Origin of the sequence: Dyella sp. (assembly GCF_036384435.1) — a bacterium.
Classification (GTDB): Bacteria; Pseudomonadota; Gammaproteobacteria; order Xanthomonadales; family Rhodanobacteraceae; genus GSA-30.
Window position 1 is genome coordinate 21,217 of record NZ_DASVMI010000107.1, and the last position, 19,563, is coordinate 40,779.

A 19,563-nucleotide genomic window follows, 5' to 3' on the forward strand; every position below is an offset into this window, starting at 1 on the left:
GATCTGGAGATGTGGGAGGTGGGTGTGCCAAGACCGACCACCTGAAGCAGCATGGAGGCTTGCGACATCTCTCGCTCTTACCTGGCTTGCACGGGCTCTGCCGGAGCCCGCTGATTCAGCTCGCGATCTGTTTGGAGTCGCTGAAAAACGAACGCTGGTAGGAATGATGACGAGGCTACGGGTTGTCGGCAGCCTTTGGGCTTGCCCAATGCTGGCGAGCTTGCGCCCCCGCGAGCCAGCTTCGATCTCCCATAACCGCAACGGCAAATCCTCACGCCTGGCGCGGTGGCCAAGCTAACTTTGCCTCATCGCGTCCAATCTTTTCCCAATTTCGACGATTCGTTGCGGACATTCGCACGGCTGCCTTGCTAAGCTCGATTCTTTTGAGCGTCATTGCGAGTCGCATGCAGCCATCCGACGACCAACCGCTACGCGTGACCCCCGACCCTGACGACAGTGCCGATGCGTTGCCTGCTGTCTGGGGCCGGCTGTTGGCTGTGCCGGCACCCGCGCCGGTCAGCGAGCCTGCCGTACTTGGATTCTTCCTCGACGTTATCGCCGAGGACGGCGCGAACTGGGGGCATCTGGAGGTGGCGCCGGCGCTGCTGTCGGTGGGCGAGCAAGGCCGGTTCGTGCGGCCGTCGCCGCTCGATAGCAAGCATCTGACTCACACCGCGCTGGCGCCTCACGCGCAGCGGCTCGCCGCAACCCTGCTGGGGCTGCCGCAGACCGTGCGCAAGACACGCAGCTATGCGCGGCTGTCCGGGCACGTCGGTGATGTGTTGCTGGCGGAGATTCTCGATACCTCGCCGTGCTTCCTGGGAGGTCTGGCCGGTCTTCGCCTGTCGCGTGGCAAGGCGCATCCGATGCATTGGCATTGGCAGATGGAAAAGGACGGCAGCCAGCGGCTGCTCCCCTCGTTGCCGAACAACCAGCGCCTGATCCGCATCGAGGGCTTGTGGTTTCTCGATGCCGAATGTGCCGAGCTTGGTCGCCTCGACGCAGAGCTGGAAGAATCCCACTGGCTGGATCTGCCGCCATTGCGTCACGAAGACAGCCGAAACCTGCGCGATGCGTTGCCAGGCAGCCGGGTGGGGCATCGCATTCCCTTGCCGCAAGTCTTCGAGGAATTGCGACGCGCCGAATTGGCCCCCAAGCCGGTGCTCACCTTGCATGCGCTGACGCGGCATGCGCGTCTGGCCGCAGGCACGCCGCCACTGGCCTATGCGCGCCTGGCGTTCGACTATGCCGGTGAGCGCCTGCCAGGCCGTGGCGGCGAGCCTCTGGTGCGCCGCGTGCGCAACGGGCATCTGGTGGAGATCACGCGTCGCCGCGCCGAAGAGCTCTCGGCGATGGAGCAGCTCGAACGCGCTGGTCTCACGCCAGGCGTTGATACCGAAGGGTTGCCCTGGGACCTGGCCGATACGTTGCCAGAAGATGCTTGGCTGTTTCCGGGCAAGGGCTATGCCGGAGCATTGGAGGTCAATACGCCCGCGCGCTGGCTGGCCTTGCGTCCCAAGCTCGAAGCCGAAGGTTTCCAACTCGACTACGCGGCGAGTTTTCCCTTCGAGGTATTGGAGGGGCCGGTGCGCTGGTACGGTAACGCGGTAGAAGACACCGACGACCATGCCTTCGACCTGGAAATCGGCATTGAGGTCGAGGGCAAGCGACATAACCTGTTGCCGGCCGTGGCGCAGGCCCTGGCCGAGCATCAGCTCAACTTGAGCCCGTCGCCGAACGAGCCAGAGGATGCAGTGTGGTATGCGCCCGTCGATGATCGTCGGCGCGTGCCGGTGCGTCTGAAGGAACTGCGCGGTCTGCTCGCACCATTGGCCGAATATCTTGAGCGCCCGCGCAAGAAGCTGCACCTGCCACGCGTGCAGGCCGGCCGCCTGGAAGAAATCGTCGATGCGTTGCCAGCTGGCGCCGAGTTGCAGGCGCCCGAGCAGCTGCGCGGTTTCACCGCACGGCTGCGCGATGCTGCCGAGCGCGCCAGTGACGCGGTACCTGAGGGTCTCACCGTCGAGCTGCGCCCTTATCAGCGCGAAGGCCTGCGCTGGTTGAACGCGCTCGCCGAGGCCAGTGTCGGCGGCGTGCTTGCCGACGACATGGGTCTTGGCAAGACATTGCAGCTGATCACGCACTTGCTGGCGCTCAAGGAGCGTGGTGCATTGACCGAGCCGGCGCTTATCGTGGTGCCGACCAGTCTCATTCCAAACTGGCAGGCTGAACTGGTGCGCTTCGCGCCCTCCTTGCGCGTGCTGGCCCTGCATGGACCGCAACGTGGCGGCGAATTCAGTCAGCTCGGTGCGCAGGACATCGTGCTGACCAGCTATGCGCTCCTGCCGCGTGACGTGGTGGCCCTGCGCAAGCAGTCATTTGCGCTGATCGTGCTGGACGAGGCACAGCAGGTCAAAAACCCGCGCACCCAGGCGCGTCGCGCGCTACTCACCTTGCGCGCGCCGCGTTGCATCTGCCTGACCGGCACGCCACTGGAAAATCACCTGGGTGAGCTATGGTCCCAGGTTGACCTGGCCGTACCGGGCCTGCTTGGCGACGAAGGCGCATTCCGCCGGCACTATCGCGCACCCATCGAAAAGCAGCGCGATACCGATTGCCAGGAACGCCTCAATCGCCGGTTGGCTCCCTTCATCCTGCGACGTACCAAGTCACAGGTAGCCTCCGAGCTTCCACCCAAGACCGAAATCACGCGTCGCGTCGTGCTGGAAGGTCGCCAGCGTGACCTCTACGAAAGCCTGCGCCTGTCGCTGGCCGATGAGCTGCGTGAGGTGATTGCGCAGCGCGGTATCGCACATAGCGGCATCGTGGTGCTCGATGCATTGTTGAAGTTGCGCCAGGTCTGCTGCGATCCGCGTCTTGTTAAGCTCGAAGCTGCACGTGGCGTGCGTGATTCGGCCAAGTTCGAGTTGTTGATGGACATGCTTCCGGCGCTGCTTGCCGAAGGGCGCAAGGTGCTGCTGTTCTCGCAGTTCACCGAAATGCTCAAGCTGATCGCCAACGAACTCGATCGTCATCGCATCCGCTATGTCACGTTGACGGGTGAAACGCGCGACCGCGCCGAGCCGGTGCGCCAGTTCCAGGAGGGTGAGGTGCCGTTGTTCCTGTTGTCGCTGAAGGCTGGCGGCGTCGGACTCAACCTGACGGCGGCCGACACGGTGATTCACTATGATCCGTGGTGGAACCCCGCCGCCGAGGCCCAGGCGTCCGATCGCGCCCATCGCATTGGCCAGGACAAGCCTGTATTCGTGTTCCGCCTGATCACGGCCGGCACGGTGGAAGAGCGCATCGAGGAGCTCAAGGCGCGCAAGGCCGAACTGGCCGAGGCCGTGCTGGAAGGCGGTGGCAGCCGCGAGAGGCTCAGCTTCGACCAGGCCGACCTCGATGCATTGCTCGCGCCCGATTGACCGCGCCCCTAAACTGCCTGCGCCGATAGCGGCTCATGCAGCGAAGGAAGCATTCAATGAAAGGCAGCCAATGGGTACTGTTGTGCCTGGTTCTGGTCATGCCGGCGGTGGCCGCCGACAACCAATACTCCATTGAAGACCAAGCCATGGGCGCGGTGCCCGATGCCGTGGCCAAAGCCGTGCAGGCGAGCAAGGGCTTCAAGGATATGCTTGCCGCGCAAGTAGAGTGCAAGCTGCAGGGCGAGCCGGTGACGCTTCGGGCAGACAGGCCGAAGTCCGGTTATCTGCTCACTACCATGCATGCCTGCGGCTGGGCGGCGTCGTCCGGGCCGTATTGGCTGGTCGCCGTCGATGAACAGGGTGCCCGCGTGGTGCTCGATACGGGCGGCTATGCCATTACGGTGCTCGACACCCAGACCCACGGATATCACGACCTGCGCGCCGTGGAGGGCGATGCCTCCGGCGGCGCGGCAGCCGTGCTCAAGTTCGATGGCAAGCAATATGTCGAGACGAAAGTTTCGCGAGTGCGGATGGAATCCTCCGATTGAGGTTCGATGAGTGAGTGCTGAGGGAACTCGATGATGCCGCTTGCCTCTGGCGATGGGAGACGGATGGCGGGGGCGCCAGTTCGTACGCCAGAGGCCAGGATGGCTTGTGTTCTGGCAGCGCGGTATGCGTGCAATACGTGTGCGGACTGGCGCCTCCGCGACCCACCTCCCATCGCCAACCCCTCTTGTCACGCGGACAGCAAGGCACGTCGCTCGCCGGGCAGTCCTTGCACAACACGCGCGCCAAGGCTAGAGTGCGCCACTTCCCCGCTCCCTCCTGAGGGTTCCGTCATGCGTGTCATTCATCACCCGAGGTTTTTCACCGCGTCCTAAAGGACGCCCGCGCCGCACAGGAGGGTCCTGTGGCGGTGTCGTGAACCTTTGTCTTTGCGCTTTGATGCGCTGGTGAAATGATGAACACGTCTACACGGAACCTGCGTGCCGCCTGGGTGCGCCTGTGGTTGCTGCGGTTGTATCGAGCTCGCCTCGATGGCTGCGCGGCCGATGATACGGCTCTTTTTTCCTCGATACGCCAGGGACTGCGGCGCCTGCGCGTGTACAAATGCGCGGATGATCGTGAAGCCTTGCAAGTCAAGGTTGCCGCGCTGCTGGCGCGGACGGAGTCGCGCGTGCGTATCGCATCCGATCCGCTGTTTGCCGATTTCGCGCGAGTGTTTTCGCTCAACGCCGACGAGTTGCAGGTTTTCGCCTTCGTCTGCATGGTCCACGAGGATGCCGTGCTAGGTACGGCGGCTCGTGATGAAAAACGCTATCCGTCACACCGCGGTGGCATCGGCCGCCTGCTCCAGGATGCGCTGGGCCTGCCGCAGGATCGCCTGCGCAGTTGCCTGCGCGTGCGTGGTGCGTTGTTATCGGCCAGATTGTTGTCGATATATTACGGTAACTACGGCGGTGCGATCGATTGCATCGAGCCGGGCGAGGGGCTCGCCGCGATCATCGCCGAGGAAACCAGCGATATTTCAGTCTACCTGGATCGCCTGTTCGAGCCCTGCGGCGACAGCGAACTTGGCTGGAGCGACTATGCGCACATGAATCGTGATGCCGAACGCGTGCGCGCTTATATCTCGGCCGCATGCCAGGACCACAAGGGTGCCAATATTCTGTTGCACGGAGCGCCGGGCACGGGCAAGAGCCAGTTCGCTCGCGTGCTTGCTGCGCAGTTGGGGTTGACGCTCTATAGCGTTCGTACCGCTGATATCGATGGCGAACCCATCGAAGGGCGCGCAAGGCTTATGGCTTATGACGCTGCGCAAAAGGCGTTTGCTGCCAATGCGCAAGCCATGCTGCTGTTCGACGAGATCGAGGATGTCTTTCGGCGTTCAGGGGACTCACGCACTGGTGCGGTCAGTTACAAAAGCTGGATCAATCGCCAGCTTGAGACCTCGCGCGTGCCCTGCATTTGGATCGGCAATCGGTTCAGTGGCATGGATGATTCGCAATGCCGTCGCTTCGACATGGTGATCGAGATGTCCTCGCCACCGCGCAGGGCGCGTCGCGCCATGCTTGCGCAGCAATTGCGGCGTTGGGAGATCGAGCCGGCGTTGATGGATGTCATTGCCGAGCGGGATGCTTTTGCCCCAGCGCATTACCAGCGAGCCGTACGCATGCTCGAACGCATGAACGTACGTGACAGTGAGCGGGCCGGCGAGGTGCTGTGCGATTCGCTCAACGAAATCCTGCACGTGCAGGGCGCCCGTCCGCTTGCGCGTCACACGCACAAGGACCGCTACGACCCTTCGTTGATCCGGACCGATCAGCCGGTGGCGCCGATTCTCGACCTGCTCGCGCGTCGGCCAAGCGCACGCTTGTGCCTGTATGGTCCGCCAGGAACCGGCAAAACCGCCTTGGCGGCGCATATCGCCGAGTGTATCGAACGCCCCTTGCTCAAGCGGCGGGCCTCGGAGTTACTCGGATCGTATGTCGGTGAAACCGAACGAGCTATCGCACGCATGTTTCGTGAGGCTGAGCGCGACGATGCCGTGCTTTGCCTGGACGAAGCCGATAGTTTCCTGCGTGAGCGACAGGGCGCGATGCAACGTTGGGAAATCACCCAGGTCAACGAGTTGTTGGTCAGGCTGGAAGAGTTCGAGGGCATATTCGTCGCGTCCACCAACCTGATGGAGAGTCTCGATGCGGCCGCGCTGCGCCGATTCGATTTCAAGCTGCGTTTCGAATGGCTCGACCTGGCGCAACGCGAGCGCCTGTTCATTCGTTACGTCGAGCGCTTTGGCCTGCGTCAAGCATGGGATAAAGGCGAACGTCAGCGGCAACTGGCATCGCTGGACTGCCTGGCGCCGGGAGACTTCACGGCACTGCGGCACCGAATCGAGGCGCAGGACGATTGCAGCGAGAGCGACCTGCTTGCGTGGTTGCGTAGCGAACAGGCGCTCAAGCCCGGTCGCGGCTCACGGCGTATCGGATTTGTCGCGTGAATTCAGCTTATGGTGCCAGCGGCGCCCGTGTGCGCAGCAGTGAATCGACCGACTGCTGCCATTCGGGCGACCCCGGTTGCGACTGCGGAGCTTCCTGGCCGAGTTCTCGCTGCACGGCGTTGTTCCACTCGGTTGAACCCGGATCCGGCCCGTGGCCGTTGTCACTGATCTGCAAGCTGCTGTCGACCCATGCATACCACTGCGGAGAACCCAGCACGGCGCGAGCTGATTTGGGTTGCGGTGGCGCATTGTCCGGCTGCGGATGGTCGGGCGAGCACGCCGCAAGCAAGGCCGCAAGTGGCAGCAAGGGCAATAGGCGCTGCATGGATAGGCTCGTTGATCGCATGATCACGAGCCTACCCTTATGCGACAGCCAGGCGATGAATCACGGCTGACAAACGTGAACTTAACGTGCGGCTGCAATGGTTCCAGCTAGCCGGCCAACCGGCGACGCAAAGGTTCTTTAGCAGATCGAGAACACCTTTATTGATGCAGTACGCTGATGTACTGGATGCACGAGCCATTGCTGTAAAGCGCGGGCTGATCAAAGTGCAGCCCATTGCTCATCTTGACGCTGCTGTGGATCGTGATGCCGGAAGCCCACGCAGGCACTCGGTGGCCGTTGTCCGACAAGCCATGAGATACACGCCTTTGATGGTGACTGTTTGTGTCGCGGGTTTACCTGGCTTTGCGAATCCGCCCGTGCGTGCCGGCAGCCGGGCTCGCCTCGCGGGAGACGCGGTCAGCTGCGTGCTGCCACTTCGTCGATGTGCTTGAGCAGACCCGCCGGATCTTCATACACGCGAAATGCGCCAGCGCTTTCCAGCTCCTGCTGTCCATAGCCGCCGGACAGCAATCCGATTCCCAGCGCGCGGCAACGTTGAGCGGCCAGCATGTCCCAGATGCTGTCGCCCACTACCAGCGAGCGCTGAATGTCGATTCCCAGGCGCTCGGCGGCCGTCACGAAGAGATCGGGATCGGGCTTGGCGTGCCGCACCTGATCACGCGTGACGACCGGGACCTTGCCCGGATCGACGCCGAGCGCTTCCAGGTTGTGGCGTGCCGTTTCCATGCGTCCGCTGGTTGCGATCGCCCAGGGAATCTTTTCCTCAGTGAGGAAGGCGAGCAGTTCGCGCGAGCCTGGCAAGGGCCGTACTTCATCGCGTTCGGCCTGCCGTCCATAGGCTTGGGCATGCCAGCGGCGCAAGCGATCGAGGCGATCCTCGGTGATGGCCATGCCGGTTTCGCGCAACAGGATATTCGCGAAGAGGCCTCCACTCATGCCGATCTTGCGGTGAATGCGCCAGACCGAAAGCTCCACACCCTCCTTGTCCAGCGCCTCCTTCCATGCAAGCACGTGCTGGTAGACGCTGTCGATCAACGTGCCATCGAGGTCGAAGAGGAAAGCGGTGGTAGCGCGGGACATGTGTTGAACTCCGAAGCGTAGCGGTGGTTTTACGGCAGGAGATGGGAGACGGGCAGCGGGGGCGCAAGTTCGATGGGCGCTGTGTGTTGCCTGGGCGCGAAAACACCATCGTGCATCTTGCGGTTGCGGCCGTGGTCATCCATGCGCCCCCGCGACTCATTTCACGTCTCCATAAGAACACGGCGATGCGTTACACCTGTTACAACGCCGCCCCATCCTTCCACGCGTAATACATGCCCTGGCTGTACAGGTGCGACACATTGCGTGCATCGGCCCAGGGATAGCGCGTGCGAAAGCGCGATTCGAAATCGCTGACGCGCGTCTTGGTGCCTGCTTCCTGCGCCAGCTCGTAGACCGTGTCATGGCCGAATTTCATCGCCTCCTGGCACAGACTATTGAACTGGTCCAGTTCGGCCTGAGAGAGCTGCGGGTAGCGCAGGCGCAGGCGCGCCTGGATCGGCTTGAGCCAATTCTCGCCCCACTCCATCGCCAGGGCGAGACCGGCATTGAGTTGTTCGGCCCGGAGGGTATCCGGATCGAGCATGGCGGGCTTGCGCTGGCGCCGGAATAGAAACACGAGCCTGGCCGGTCAGGACCGCCGTTCGGCGAGGACCGGGCGACCGGACTCGACCACCGCCAATGCGGCGGCACCGACAAGACCCGGTTCGGGATTCATGATCGCCTGCGTGGGCACCTTTTCCATGATGTCGCGGAATCGGCCCTTGGCCTCGAAGCGATCGCGGAAGTGACCGCGCTCCAGCCACGGCAGCAGGATGGGGATCAAGCCGCCGGTGAGATACACGCCGTTCCACGCGCCCAGCGTGAGCACCAGGTCACCGGCGACACTGCCGAAGATGCCGGCGAAGGTTTCCACCGTGCGCACGCATAACGGGTCGCTGCTGTCGTTGGCGCGCTCGGTGATGTCTTCCGGTTGCAGTTCGTCGGGTTTCTGGCCGGCGATGGCGCAGATGGCGTCGTAGAGATTGACCAGACCCTGGCCGCAGATCAGGCGCTCGTTGGAGACGCGGCCGAACTTGCCGTTGAGGTATTTGAGTATCTCGATGTCTTCGGGGCTGTGTGCGGCGAAGCCGGCGTGGCCGCCCTCGGTCTGCAACACGCTGCAATGGCGGTCACGCACCAGCAGGCCGCCCACGCCCAGGCCGGTACCCGGGCCGACGACACAGTAGGTTTCCTCGGCCTCGGCACCGATGTCAGGCAGCGCGAGCTTGCCGACCGGCACCAAGTCATCCTGTTTGAGCAGGATGACCGCCATGCTCTGCGCGGCGAAGTCGTTGACCAGGTGCACCCAGTCCATCTTCAGCTCGTCGGCGAGCTTGTGCGCGGCAATGGACCAGGGGTTGTTGGTGATCTTCACCGTTTCGCCGTCGCTGATGCGGCCGGCTGCGGCGATGACCGCGTTTTTCGCGGTCAAGCCGGTGTCGCTGTGGTACTGGCGGATGGCTTCGGCAAGGGAGCCGAAATCCTTCACGCGATAGCGACGCACGCTATCGTGCAGCAGGGGGTCCTTTGCCGTGGGATCGGCAAGGCCGAAGCGGACATTGGTGCCACCGAGATCGGCAAGGAGAGTGTGACTGCTAGCGGTAGAACGCATGAAAAATCCTGGCAGAGCGGGTCACGCAAGCCGCTATCGGTCCGAATCAATCGTCCAGCACCGCACCGTTGCTTTCGATCACCTTGGCATAAAGTTTCGCCGTCGCCTTGGGCGTACGCTTCTGGGTGGCGAAATCCACATGGTACAGGCCGAAGCGTTTAGAAAACCCCAACGACCATTCAAGATTATCCAGCAAAGACCAAGCGTAGTAACCCTTCAGATTGACCCCGGCATCGATGGCTTTATGCAAAGCCTTCAAATGCTTACGTAAATAGTTCGTGCGCAGCGGGTCATCGAGCACATCCGCTTCGGCCACCGGCGGGTCGTAGAACGCCGATCCGTTTTCGGTGATGTAGAGCGGAATATCGCCGTAGCGGCTCTTGAACCAGGTCAATGTATCGGTCAGGCCCTGCTCGAAAACCTCCCAGCCGGTTTCGGTATAGGTCTTGTTGGCCTGGCGCACCGGCGAGGCCCTGAGCGGATACTGTGCCGGATCGTTCTTCACCACAGCGCGTGTGTAGTAGTTGATGCCGACAAAGTCGACCTGCTGCTTGGTGAGCTTGAAGTCGTCTTCCGGGAAGTCCGGCCATGCCGGTCCGAAAATTTCCTTCAGCTCCGGCGGATAGCTGCCCAGCAGCGCCGGATCGGCAAACTGCTCATTCATGTAGGCATGGGCGCGTCGCGTCGCGGCCAAGTCCTCGGGGCTTTGCGAGTGAGGATATTTAGGCTCGATGTTGAACACCACGCCGATCTCATGCTTGCCGTGCGCGCGATACGCCTGGATGCCAGCGCCGCTGGCGCGCATCAGATTGTGCGCTGCAATAGGCGCCTCGTATTTGCTGCGATGACCCGGCGCCAGCGCGCCATGCAGATAACCGCCATCGGTGACGACCCATGGCTCGTTAAGCGTGGACCAGCGCTGCACGCGGCCATCGAGGGCCTTGTACATGACCTCGGCGTATTCGGCGAACCAGTGGGCGATGTCGCGGTTGAGCCAGCCGCCGCGATCGTCCAGCGCTGCCGGCAAGTCCCAGTGGAACAGCGTGACGTTTGGTGCGATGCCGTTTTCGAGCAGTTCGTCGACCAGGCGGGAGTAGAAATCCAGGCCCTTCTGATTCACCCGCCCTGTCCCCTCAGGCAACACGCGCGCCCAGGCGATCGACAGGCGATAGCCTTTCAGGCCCAGGGCCTTCATCAGTTGCACGTCATCCTTGTAGCGGTTGTAGTGGTCACAGGCGATGTCGCCGGTGTCGCCACCCACCATCATGCCGGGCGTATGCGCGAAACGCTCCCAGATGCTCGGGCCGGCACCATCGGCCAGCGGGGAGCCTTCGATCTGGTAGGCGGATGTGGCGGCGCCCCACAGGAAGCCGTCGGGAAAGCGGTAGCTGCTCATGAGTGAAGGACTCTCGATGCCGCATCGCGGCTTGATGTAAACGATTACATTGCGAGAATATCCGAATCTTGTCCGCTTGTGCAGCCGCCTCGGCGCATGCCAGGGCGGCGTCGTCCAATCCACGCAGGCTTTGCTACAGCGCGAGGCCGGGAGATGCATGCATGGCCACTGTTCGTCTCGACAAGTTGCGCAAGGTTTATCCCAATGGACACGTGGGCGTGGCCGATGCGAGCTTCGAGATCGCCGATGGCGAACTGTTGGTGCTGGTCGGGCCTTCGGGCTGTGGCAAGACCACCTTGCTGCGCATGATCGCCGGGCTGGAAAGCATCAGTGGCGGCACGCTGAGCATGGGAGACCGGGTGGTCAATGACGTTGCGCCCAAGGATCGGGACATCGCCATGGTGTTCCAGAACTACGCGCTCTATCCGCACATGACCGTCGCCGAGAACCTGGGCTTTGGCCTGAAGCTGCGCAAGCAGGATCCGGCCGAGATCGATCGACGCGTGCGCGAGGCGGCCAGGACGCTGGAACTGGAACATCGGCTCGACTCGCGCCCTGGGGCATTGTCTGGCGGCCAGCGTCAGCGCGTTGCCCTGGGGCGGGCGCTGGTACGCAATCCTCAGGTATTCCTGTTGGATGAGCCCTTGTCCAATCTCGATGCGAAGCTGCGCCTGACCATGCGCGTGGAGATTGCTCGCCTGCATCGGCAACTGAAGGCCACGATGATCTACGTCACCCATGACCAGATCGAGGCCATGACACTCGGCCAGCGCATCGTGGTGTTGAATGGCGGCGTGATCCAGCAAATCGACACGCCAATGAATCTCTACGACAAACCTGCCAACCTGTTCGTCGCCGGTTTTCTGGGTAGCCCAGCCATGAATTTCTTTCGCGGCACGTTGCAACGCGACGAAGGCTGGACACTGTCCACACCACAGGGAGGCTTGCCGTTGCCTGTACTTCCCCCGGCGCTGGAAAGTTGGCAGGGCCGCGAGATCGTCCTGGGCGTGCGCCCGGAAGACCTGCAACTGCAACCGCAGGCCGAGCGTGCGCAACTGAGTGCGCAACTTGAAGTGATAGAGCCGGTAGGCAGCGAAGCTTTTCTCAACCTGCGCCGTGGCGACCAGTCCCTCGTGTCACGCCTGACCACACGTGAAATGCCCGAGCACGGCAGCACGTTACATTTCCAATTCGTGCCCGAGCGCATGCACTTTTTCGATGCTAGCCAAGGGGAGCGAATCGCAAGTTAATGCGTTTCGGTCCTCATGTGGCTCCGCCTGGTGTTGTATGGCATTGATATCGGACTTCGCCTACTCCCCAAGCGTCAAGCGTTGACGCAAGATAGCGGCAAATACGCTCAGGAGCGCACATGGTTCGCATGGAGGCCGTCACCCGGCACTACCGGGTGGGGGGGCAGGTGATCAAGGCGCTCGATGGCGTCAATTTTGAAATTCCAGCCGGACAATTCACCGCGATCGTCGGACCCTCCGGCTCGGGCAAATCCACATTGCTCAACATGCTCGGTTGCCTGGACCGGCCCGACTCTGGCCGTTACTACCTGGAAGACCAGGACGTCTCGGCCTTCGACGATGAACGCGCCAGTGATTTTCGCAATCGTCGCATCGGTTTCGTTTTCCAGTCCTTTCATCTGCTGCCGCGCCTGAATGTCCTCGAAAACGTGCTGCTGCCACGGCGTTTCCTGCGTGGTCCGGACGACGGCCTGGAGGCGCGGGCCCTGCAACTTCTCGAACGCATGGGGTTGTCACGCCATTTAGCTCACCGTCCGAACCAGTTGTCCGGCGGACAAATGCAGCGCGTGGCCATCGCGCGTGCGTTACTGATGCAACCGGCGTTGCTGTTGGCCGATGAGCCCACGGGCAATCTCGATTCGCGCAGCGCGGCTGACGTGCTGGCGCTGATCGAGGAAGTCCATGCCGCCGGACAGACCGTGGTGCTGGTGACACACGATACGGATGTAGCTGCGCGCGCACAGCGCCAGTTGGGAATTCGCGACGGGAGCCTGGAATTTGATACGGCGCATTAGTTGGCTGGGATGGCCGCTGGCATGGATGGCTACCGCCGCGCATGCGGTGGTGTTTTCGGGAGAAATCCAGGTGGAAGGGGGCGAGCCGATCTTCGTGCCGCATTCGATGAATGCGCCGGTCGCGCTGCGCTACTACGTGCCCGAGGGTGCGTCGGTGAAAGCCGGCGATGTCACCGTGCGCATTGATGCCAGCCAGGCCGAGGCAGACCTGCACAAGCAGCGTGCGAACATGGCGCAGGCCGGTGCCAAGAACGACAAGGAAATCGCCGATCTGGAACTCAAGCGCATCGATGCCGAGTTGGCCTTGGCCACTGCCCAGGCCGATCGCGACACGGCGGCCATCGATGCGGCAATACCAGCCACACTGGTATCGGCACTCGACCATGATCGATACCAGAGCGAGATACAGCGCACCGAAAAGGCGCTTGCCCTCAAGAAACTGGAAGCGGCCAATGCACAGGCAGCCGTTGAACGGCGCCGCAAGGACGACGAGCTCGATGCACGCAAGCAACAGTTGCTGCTGGATATAAGCCAGGCCCAGGTCGAAGGCGCGGTGTCGCGTGCCAGGCAGAGCGGCGTCGTGGTACATGATTTCGACGAAGTGTTCGGCAATGGCCGCCGTTATGAAGAAGGCGCGATGGGTTATCCGGGCACGCAGATCGGCCGTGTCGTCAGCCCCGGGAGCCGTTTCAACGCGCGTGCCTGGGTGCTCGAACCGGATCGTGCCGGGCTCAAGGTAGGACAGCGCGTGGCCCTGCAACTGGATGCCTTCCCGGGACAGCGTGTCGAGGGTGACATCACGCGCATTTCCGACGCTGCACAGAAAAAAGGCGAATGGGGTGACGGGCGTTATTTTGCGGTGGACATCGCCTTGTCCGATGCGCATGGTCTACCGTTCAAATCGGGCATGAGCGTGCGGGTGGACACCGACCTGGGCGAAAAGGCCGATCCGGCGCCGAGCAAGGCGCCCGCCGCCAAACCGCTGGATATCGACGGCGAAATCTTTGCCCGAGAGTCGATCCCCATTCTGCCGCCGACTGTGTCTGGCCTTTGGCAGATGACGGTGACGCAGATGGCGCCTGATGGTGAAGTGGCGAAAAAAGGCGATGTGCTGGTGACTTTCGATGCCAGCACCGTAGTGAAGGACCTGGCCGCCAAGCAGAGCGCATTGGCCGAAAAACAGCGCAAGAAGGAGCAACTGGTGCTGGATCTGGCCGATCGTGAGCGAGAGGCCCAACTGGCAACCGCCGCGGCGGTTGCCGATATGGAAAAAGCCCGCCGCAAGGCTGATCAGCCGAAGGAATACATCGCCGCCGTCGCCTACAAGAAACTCGTCATCGAGCGTATTCGTGCCGAGCAGCGTGCCACGCTCGCCGCGAACCGCGAGCGGGTGGCGGCCACCGAACGTGCCGCGGAATTGCGCCTGGCCGACTCGGAAGTCTCCCAGTTGAGTGCGAATGTGGCGGAGCTGAAGGCATCGCAGTCGGCATTGAGCATCAGAGCGACTCGGGACGGCATATTCCTGCATAAAACCGGATGGAGTGGCGACAAGATCGACGTGGGTACCCAGATATGGCTTGGACAGCCCGTCGGCGACATGCCGAACGTCCACACGCTGGCCGTACGCGCGGCGGTTCCCGAGCGCGATATATCCAGGGTGCGGATGGGACAACATGCCAGTGTGAGAGTCGTCGGCAGCGGCAATCGCAGCATTGGCGGCAAGATCATCGATATAGCCAGTAACGTGCACAGCAAGTCGCGCGTCGAGGCGATTCCCGTGGTGGATGTGATCGTGGCCCTGGATGACACCGACATGCCACTCAAGCCAGGACAGACCGTGCAGGTCCAGGTGCTGCCACCCACGCCGGAGTCGGGCCGATGAAGCGCTGGCTGATCATGGTTGCTGCAGCTTTCCTGGGCGCTTGCCATCACAACGAGGCGAGCGATGCGGTCACCGTTCGCGTCACGGCGTCGCCATTGGAGTTTTCTGTCGAAGGGCTGGGCGAGCTGCGTTCGAACAAGTCCACGCCGATGCTGGTGCCTGGCCAGACGTTTGCACCACGTCAGGTCGTATGGATGCTGCCCGATGGCAGCCATGTGCAAAAAGGCGATCTCGTCGCGCGCTTTTCCGCCGAGCAGAGCAAGAACGACCTGCAACAGGCACTGGTCGATCTGGCGCGCAATGCGCTCGCCCGAGAAGGCAAGCAGGATGAGCTGGGCAGCAAGGCCGGGCAGATCGGTGTGGATCTCGTGCAGGTCGACGGGCAATTGGCCATCGCGCACCGCTACGCGCACGCCACGCTGGCCGCCCTGGCGCGCAACGATATCCTCGATGCCGTGCTGGATGAAAATTACCTGCGCGTGCGCCAAGGGATCCTGCAATGGCGTGACAGGCAGTCCAGCACGCGTGGTGCGGCCGAGCTGGCGGTGATCGATGCGCAAAAGGACACCTATCAACAACAAGTCAAGCAAAAGCAGGATGATCTCAGCGCCCTGGAACTGCGGGCACCCTACGAGGGCATGGTGGTGCTGGAGCGGGACTGGGCCGGGCAGGTGCCGCATGTGGGTGTCGACCTGTGGGCGGGCAACAGCTTTGCCAGTCTGCCGGATCTTTCCTCGCTGGAAGTGCAACTGTCCGTGCCGCAGATCGATGCCCAGGGCATCCAGATCGGTGACGATGTGGAGCTGCATCCTTGGGGCGATACCCAGCAGACCCTTCGCTCGCGTGTGAGCTGGATCGCCGGCGCGGCGCAGGCGCGCAGTCGCGACAACCCGGTCAAGTACCTGGACATCAAGGTACCTGTGCCGGCAGAGATGGCGCGCAAGTTCGACTGGACGCCTGGGCGCACATTCGCGGGCAGGATCATCCTGCTGCATAGCGATCGTGCGATGAGCGTGCCAAGCATCGCGCTGGTCGATGGCGATCACGTCAACGTACTGCGAGATGGCAAGGTGGTCAGGCAGGCCGTGAAACTGGGCGTGCGTACTGCATCACTCGTGCAGGTCATGGATGGGCTGAAAGAGGGCGACCAAGTGGTATTGGTCGATGCCACCGCCAAGCAAGCAAAGGAGTTGCCATGATAGACCACGTCTGGCGGGAGGCGATCGAGGAACTGGCACGCCGCAAGTTGCGCACACTGCTGACCATGCTCGGCATGATCTTTGGCGTGGCGGCCATCGTGGCCATGCAGGGTGTGGGCGAGGGCAGTCGACGCGAGGCGCTACGGCTGGTGGAAAGCCTGGGCTTGCACAACATCATCGTGGAGGCCAAGTCGCAGGACACCGACGCCATGCGTGAAACGCGTGCGCGCAGCGTCGGCCTGACCTTGGCCGATGCCCGTGCGGCCGGTGACGCAGTTCCCGGCGTTGAGGGTTACGCGGCGGAGAAAACCGTCCGGCGCTGGGCCGTGTTCAGCGACGCCGGCCAAAGCGATGCGGAAATCAGCGGCGTGACGCCTGACTACTTTGACCTGGTGGCGCTGCATGTCGCGCAAGGGCGTGCCTTGAATAGCAAGGACGATCAGGCTCTGGCCGCCGTCGCGGTACTGGGTTACCAGGCGGCCCATCAGCTGTTCCCGGATGGGCAGGCGGTAGGCAAGCTGATCAAGGCCAACCATGTCTGGCTTCGTGTCGTTGGCGTGCTGGCCGATCGCGACCTGGGCAAGGACAAGTTCGAAGGCGTGTCGCTTGGCGCGGAGAGCAATCGCGTATTCGTGCCGCTATCGAGCGCCCGGGCACGATTGCGTTTTCAGCCTATGGAAGACGAGGCTGATCGCATGCTCATCCGGATCAAGGACGCCGATAAGCTGGCAGGCGCCGCACGTGTGCTGACCAAGATGCTCGATCAACGGCATGCGGGTATGGCCGACTATCGTTTGATCGTGCCGCAGCAGTTGTACGAACAGAACCAGAAGACGCAGCGGATCTTCAGCATCGTCATGGGCACGATTGCTGGTGTTAGCCTGCTGGTGGGTGGTATCGGCATCATGAACATCATGCTTGCCAATGTGTTGGAGCGCCGCCGCGAAATCGGCTTGCTGCGTGCGATGGGTGCGCGCAGGCACGACATCGTCGTCGGTTTCGTGCGCGAAGCCATGGTGATCTGCACGACCGGCGCAGGCATGGGGCTGGTACTTGGCGCCGCGCTGGCGTACGCGATTGCCGCGTTCGCGGGCTGGCAGGTCGCATGGTCTCCGGTAAGCATCGCCGCGTCCGTGGTGGCCTGTGTGGCGATCGGCCTCGGTTTCAGTATCTACCCCGCGCGACAGGCGGCGGCGCTGGATCCGATCGCCGCGATTCGTGACGAGTGATCGATTGTCAGGCTTGCGTGGAACTTGCGGTCTTGTCGTAGCTGAACGGACGGGTGCGCTGTCATGCGGTAGTCGTCAACGGGCTCGCTGGCGCCACGTTTTTGCGCTTGCAGACGGCGCGACCCGAACCGGGTTGCGGGGAGCCGTCGCCAACCAGACCCGGAGGAATATTCATGAAGTCGATCAGCCGTATCTTCGTCGCCGCGCTCGTTTTCTCCACCGCCGCTGCTTCGGTCGCCATGGCCCAGGACGTGCCGGGTCATCCGCGCGTCAACGAAGTGAACCAGCGCGAAGACAACCAGCAGAACCGCATCAACAATGGTGTGGCCAATGGCACCATGAACGCCAAACAGGCCGCGCGCGACGAAAAACGCGATGCGAACATCGCCAAGCGCGAATCCAACGACGAAGCCAAGCACAACGGTCATCTGACCAAGAAAGAACAGAACAACCTCAACCGTGCGGAAAATCGCAACAGCCGCGATATCCGTCGTCAGAAGCATTGAGGTAAAAAAACGGAGCGGGAAACGGGTAGCGGGGCGCAAGTCCGAACGGTTCGCATGACCGGAGCGGACTTGCTCTTTGGCGATTCGATGGCTTGCGATAACGCGCCATGGCGCGCCCCCCGCCACCCGGCTCCCGTTTCCGGCCTGCACATCAACTTTGCTTCATACCTTGCAAGGCCTCAAGCAATGCCTGGCCTTTGGGGCTGCCCCAGCCGGTGCAGGCATCCCAGCCCTTGCCAGCATCGAAACGGCCGTTGTTGCCTTGCGCGATGTCGTTGAAGGCGGTGGCGCCAATTTGATAGAGCGCTGCGTGTACGTCGCCGAGGGACGTTCCCAGTGACTGGTTGAGCCTTGCGATCAATGCGGCCCACAGCGGTGCGACAGCGCTGGTACCGCCGATGACCGTGTCCTGCCCATCCACGCGTACCTGGTAGCCACTCAGCGGGTCGGCATTGCCGGCGACGTCGGGCACGCCGCGACCGCGTTTTCCCTCAGGCAGCGTGATGCCGCTTTGCCAATCCGGTGCCGACACCTTGGTGCTGACGCCGCCGCCGGTGGCGCCTTCGTTCGAAGCAGTTTCATTCCACACCACTTCGCTGACGATCGAGTTGTCGCTCGATTGCAGCTTTGTGCCGCCACAGGCGATGGTGTACTGGCTGGATGCGGGAAAATCCACGTGCGGTTGATTGTCCGATTCGCCATCGCTGGAGCCGTCGTCGCCCGCTGCGGCCAGTACGGTGACGCCCATAGCAAGGGCGTCCTCAAGCGCGCTCTGCATGGCGTTGAAGGATTGTTCGCTCCAACTGGCTTCCGGGCCACCCCAGCTTATCGACATGACGGAAGGTTTGTGAGTGGTGTCGTGGGCTGCTTGCGAGATGGCTTCATAGAAGCCCTGGTCGGTATTGGGTGCGAAATACACCGCAATCGCGGCTTCGGGCGCTAGTGCGCCGGCTACTTCGATATCCAGCAATACCTCGCCATCGGCATCGCCCCCTGGCTGATTGCCACCACCGGCCACGCCGATAGCCGTCACATTGGGCGTGGCCATCTTCAATGATGCGAAATACTGGTCCAGATCATCCTGCTGGTAGCCACCACCCAGTTCGATCAGCGCAATGGTCTGCCCACTGCCGTCGGTGTCGGCGGGATAGCCATAGAGCTGGCCCACCTGCACGGGCGTAAAGCTTTGCGAGGGCTGTTGCTGCGCCACGCGAAAATGCGCCTTGGCGACCGGGCGCTGATCAAGTCCCAGTACGGCGATCACATGCGGTCCAAGGAGCTGATCCGGACGCGGGGAGGGTTTGCAGCCAACGAACTGGCGACCATCGGTCGCCTGGTAGTGTCCCAGTTCGACGCCGAATGCGCGCTGCAACGCGGGCACCGAGCCACGCAGGCGCATGACGCGGCGATGGGCTTGGCAATCGGTTTCCTGCAATCCATGTTCCTGCGCGAAGCCACGCAGCTTTTCAATATCCAGCGGATCGGCGCCGAAGCGATCGCCAAAGCTCGCACGATCATGTGGTTTCGTGGAAGGCCATCGTGCGAGCGCCGGGCGGTCGGCGCGGCGTCGCAGTACGACGGTGACTTCCATGTGGTCCTGGTCATCGCGCGGACCGAGGTACCGGGCGTCTGGGAAGGCGCAATGGGCGTGGATGGCAGACATGGGCGTGCTCCATGGGCGGCGGGGGAAGGTGAGCCTGCGCCCGCAAGCGTTGCGCTGATGTAACCGCAGCAAGATGCATTTAGGCGCTTGTCAGTCTTGAGCGCTGGATCTTGCGGTGCGACGTGATGTCCTGCGTCGCGGTTCGGGCTGGGGAGTAGAATGACCTGAGTGCATCTCATC

Annotated in this window: 15 protein-coding genes; 9 read left to right on the forward strand and 6 right to left on the reverse strand. The window is 62.5% G+C overall.

From position 1 onward, the window contains the following. The first annotated feature begins 404 nt into the window (after positions 1–404). The 3 genes from VF436_RS10655 to VF436_RS10665 all read left to right on the forward strand — a co-directional run bounded on the left by VF436_RS10655 (position 405) and on the right by VF436_RS10665 (position 6,426). The gene (locus VF436_RS10655; RefSeq protein ID WP_330903995.1) at positions 405–3,425 is read left to right on the forward strand and encodes a DEAD/DEAH box helicase; all 3,021 of its coding nucleotides are present in this window, start codon (positions 405–407) and stop codon (positions 3,423–3,425) included. A gap of 56 nt (positions 3,426–3,481) precedes the next feature. After that, entirely contained in the window at positions 3,482–3,973 is a 492-nt protein-coding gene (locus VF436_RS10660) for a hypothetical protein (protein ID WP_330903997.1), read from the forward strand. 413 nt (positions 3,974–4,386) lie between these two features. Continuing rightward, a complete protein-coding gene (locus tag VF436_RS10665; protein WP_330903998.1) occupies positions 4,387–6,426 on the forward strand; it encodes an ATP-binding protein in 2,040 nt (679 codons plus the stop codon). Between the two features lie 7 nt (positions 6,427–6,433). On the opposite strand, the gene VF436_RS10670 is transcribed toward VF436_RS10665, so the two are convergent. The 5 genes from VF436_RS10670 to VF436_RS10690 all read right to left on the reverse strand — a co-directional run bounded on the left by VF436_RS10670 (position 6,434) and on the right by VF436_RS10690 (position 10,860). Further along, on the reverse strand, positions 6,434–6,751 hold the full coding sequence (locus VF436_RS10670) for a hypothetical protein (protein WP_330903999.1): 318 nt from the start codon (positions 6,749–6,751) through the stop codon (positions 6,434–6,436). A gap of 417 nt (positions 6,752–7,168) precedes the next feature. Continuing rightward, positions 7,169–7,852: an HAD family hydrolase gene (locus tag VF436_RS10675; RefSeq protein WP_330904000.1), complete on the reverse strand. Its 684-nt coding sequence runs from the start codon at positions 7,850–7,852 to the stop codon at positions 7,169–7,171. A 199-nt stretch (positions 7,853–8,051) separates the two neighbouring features. Further along, positions 8,052–8,429, reverse strand: a complete 378-nt coding sequence (locus VF436_RS10680; RefSeq protein ID WP_330904001.1) for a hypothetical protein — start codon at positions 8,427–8,429, stop codon at positions 8,052–8,054. A 12-nt stretch (positions 8,430–8,441) separates the two neighbouring features. After that, complete coding sequence (glk, locus tag VF436_RS10685) at positions 8,442–9,464, reverse strand: glucokinase (RefSeq protein ID WP_330904002.1); 1,023 nt, start codon at positions 9,462–9,464, stop codon at positions 8,442–8,444. Positions 9,465–9,510: 46 nt separating this feature from the next. Next, complete coding sequence (locus tag VF436_RS10690) at positions 9,511–10,860, reverse strand: GH1 family beta-glucosidase (RefSeq protein ID WP_330904003.1); 1,350 nt, start codon at positions 10,858–10,860, stop codon at positions 9,511–9,513. A gap of 161 nt (positions 10,861–11,021) precedes the next feature. On the opposite strand from VF436_RS10690, the gene VF436_RS10695 reads away from it, so the two are divergent. From VF436_RS10695 to VF436_RS10720, 6 genes are all read left to right on the forward strand, one after another. Further along, the gene (locus VF436_RS10695) at positions 11,022–12,110 is read left to right on the forward strand and encodes a sn-glycerol-3-phosphate ABC transporter ATP-binding protein UgpC (RefSeq protein WP_330904005.1); all 1,089 of its coding nucleotides are present in this window, start codon (positions 11,022–11,024) and stop codon (positions 12,108–12,110) included. A 119-nt stretch (positions 12,111–12,229) separates the two neighbouring features. After that, entirely contained in the window at positions 12,230–12,904 is a 675-nt protein-coding gene (locus VF436_RS10700; RefSeq protein WP_330904006.1) for an ABC transporter ATP-binding protein, read from the forward strand. Continuing rightward, on the forward strand, positions 12,888–14,786 hold the full coding sequence (locus tag VF436_RS10705) for an HlyD family secretion protein (RefSeq protein WP_330904007.1): 1,899 nt from the start codon (positions 12,888–12,890) through the stop codon (positions 14,784–14,786). The genes VF436_RS10700 and VF436_RS10705 overlap by 17 nt, the downstream gene beginning before the upstream one ends. Further along, positions 14,783–15,985 (forward strand): efflux RND transporter periplasmic adaptor subunit, encoded by a 1,203-nt coding sequence (locus tag VF436_RS10710; RefSeq protein ID WP_330904008.1) that lies wholly within the window; start codon positions 14,783–14,785, stop codon positions 15,983–15,985. Before VF436_RS10705 ends, VF436_RS10710 begins: the two co-directional genes overlap by 4 nt. Further along, positions 15,982–17,214 carry an ABC transporter permease gene (locus VF436_RS10715; protein WP_330904009.1) on the forward strand — a complete coding sequence of 411 codons (1,233 nt, stop codon included), beginning with the start codon at positions 15,982–15,984 and terminating at the stop codon, positions 17,212–17,214. Before VF436_RS10710 ends, VF436_RS10715 begins: the two co-directional genes overlap by 4 nt. A gap of 173 nt (positions 17,215–17,387) precedes the next feature. Next, positions 17,388–17,720, forward strand: a complete 333-nt coding sequence (locus VF436_RS10720; protein WP_330904010.1) for a hypothetical protein — start codon at positions 17,388–17,390, stop codon at positions 17,718–17,720. 151 nt (positions 17,721–17,871) lie between these two features. On the opposite strand, the gene VF436_RS10725 is transcribed toward VF436_RS10720, so the two are convergent. Further along, positions 17,872–19,383: a S53 family serine peptidase gene (locus tag VF436_RS10725; protein ID WP_330904011.1), complete on the reverse strand. Its 1,512-nt coding sequence runs from the start codon at positions 19,381–19,383 to the stop codon at positions 17,872–17,874. Between the last annotated feature and the right edge of the window lie 180 nt (positions 19,384–19,563).

Coding starts and splice junctions, on each gene's coding strand:
- VF436_RS10655 (WP_330903995.1), top strand. CDS start 405: ATGCAGCCATCCGACGACCAACCGCTACGCGTGACCCCCGACCCTGAC.
- VF436_RS10660 (WP_330903997.1), top strand. CDS start 3,482: ATGAAAGGCAGCCAATGGGTACTGTTGTGCCTGGTTCTGGTCATGCCG.
- VF436_RS10665 (WP_330903998.1), top strand. CDS start 4,387: ATGAACACGTCTACACGGAACCTGCGTGCCGCCTGGGTGCGCCTGTGG.
- VF436_RS10670 (WP_330903999.1), bottom strand. CDS start 6,751: ATGCAGCGCCTATTGCCCTTGCTGCCACTTGCGGCCTTGCTTGCGGCG.
- VF436_RS10675 (WP_330904000.1), bottom strand. CDS start 7,852: ATGTCCCGCGCTACCACCGCTTTCCTCTTCGACCTCGATGGCACGTTG.
- glk (WP_330904002.1), bottom strand. CDS start 9,464: ATGCGTTCTACCGCTAGCAGTCACACTCTCCTTGCCGATCTCGGTGGC.
- VF436_RS10690 (WP_330904003.1), bottom strand. CDS start 10,860: ATGAGCAGCTACCGCTTTCCCGACGGCTTCCTGTGGGGCGCCGCCACA.
- VF436_RS10695 (WP_330904005.1), top strand. CDS start 11,022: ATGGCCACTGTTCGTCTCGACAAGTTGCGCAAGGTTTATCCCAATGGA.
- VF436_RS10700 (WP_330904006.1), top strand. CDS start 12,230: ATGGTTCGCATGGAGGCCGTCACCCGGCACTACCGGGTGGGGGGGCAG.
- VF436_RS10710 (WP_330904008.1), top strand. CDS start 14,783: ATGAAGCGCTGGCTGATCATGGTTGCTGCAGCTTTCCTGGGCGCTTGC.
- VF436_RS10715 (WP_330904009.1), top strand. CDS start 15,982: ATGATAGACCACGTCTGGCGGGAGGCGATCGAGGAACTGGCACGCCGC.
- VF436_RS10720 (WP_330904010.1), top strand. CDS start 17,388: ATGAAGTCGATCAGCCGTATCTTCGTCGCCGCGCTCGTTTTCTCCACC.
- VF436_RS10725 (WP_330904011.1), bottom strand. CDS start 19,383: ATGTCTGCCATCCACGCCCATTGCGCCTTCCCAGACGCCCGGTACCTC.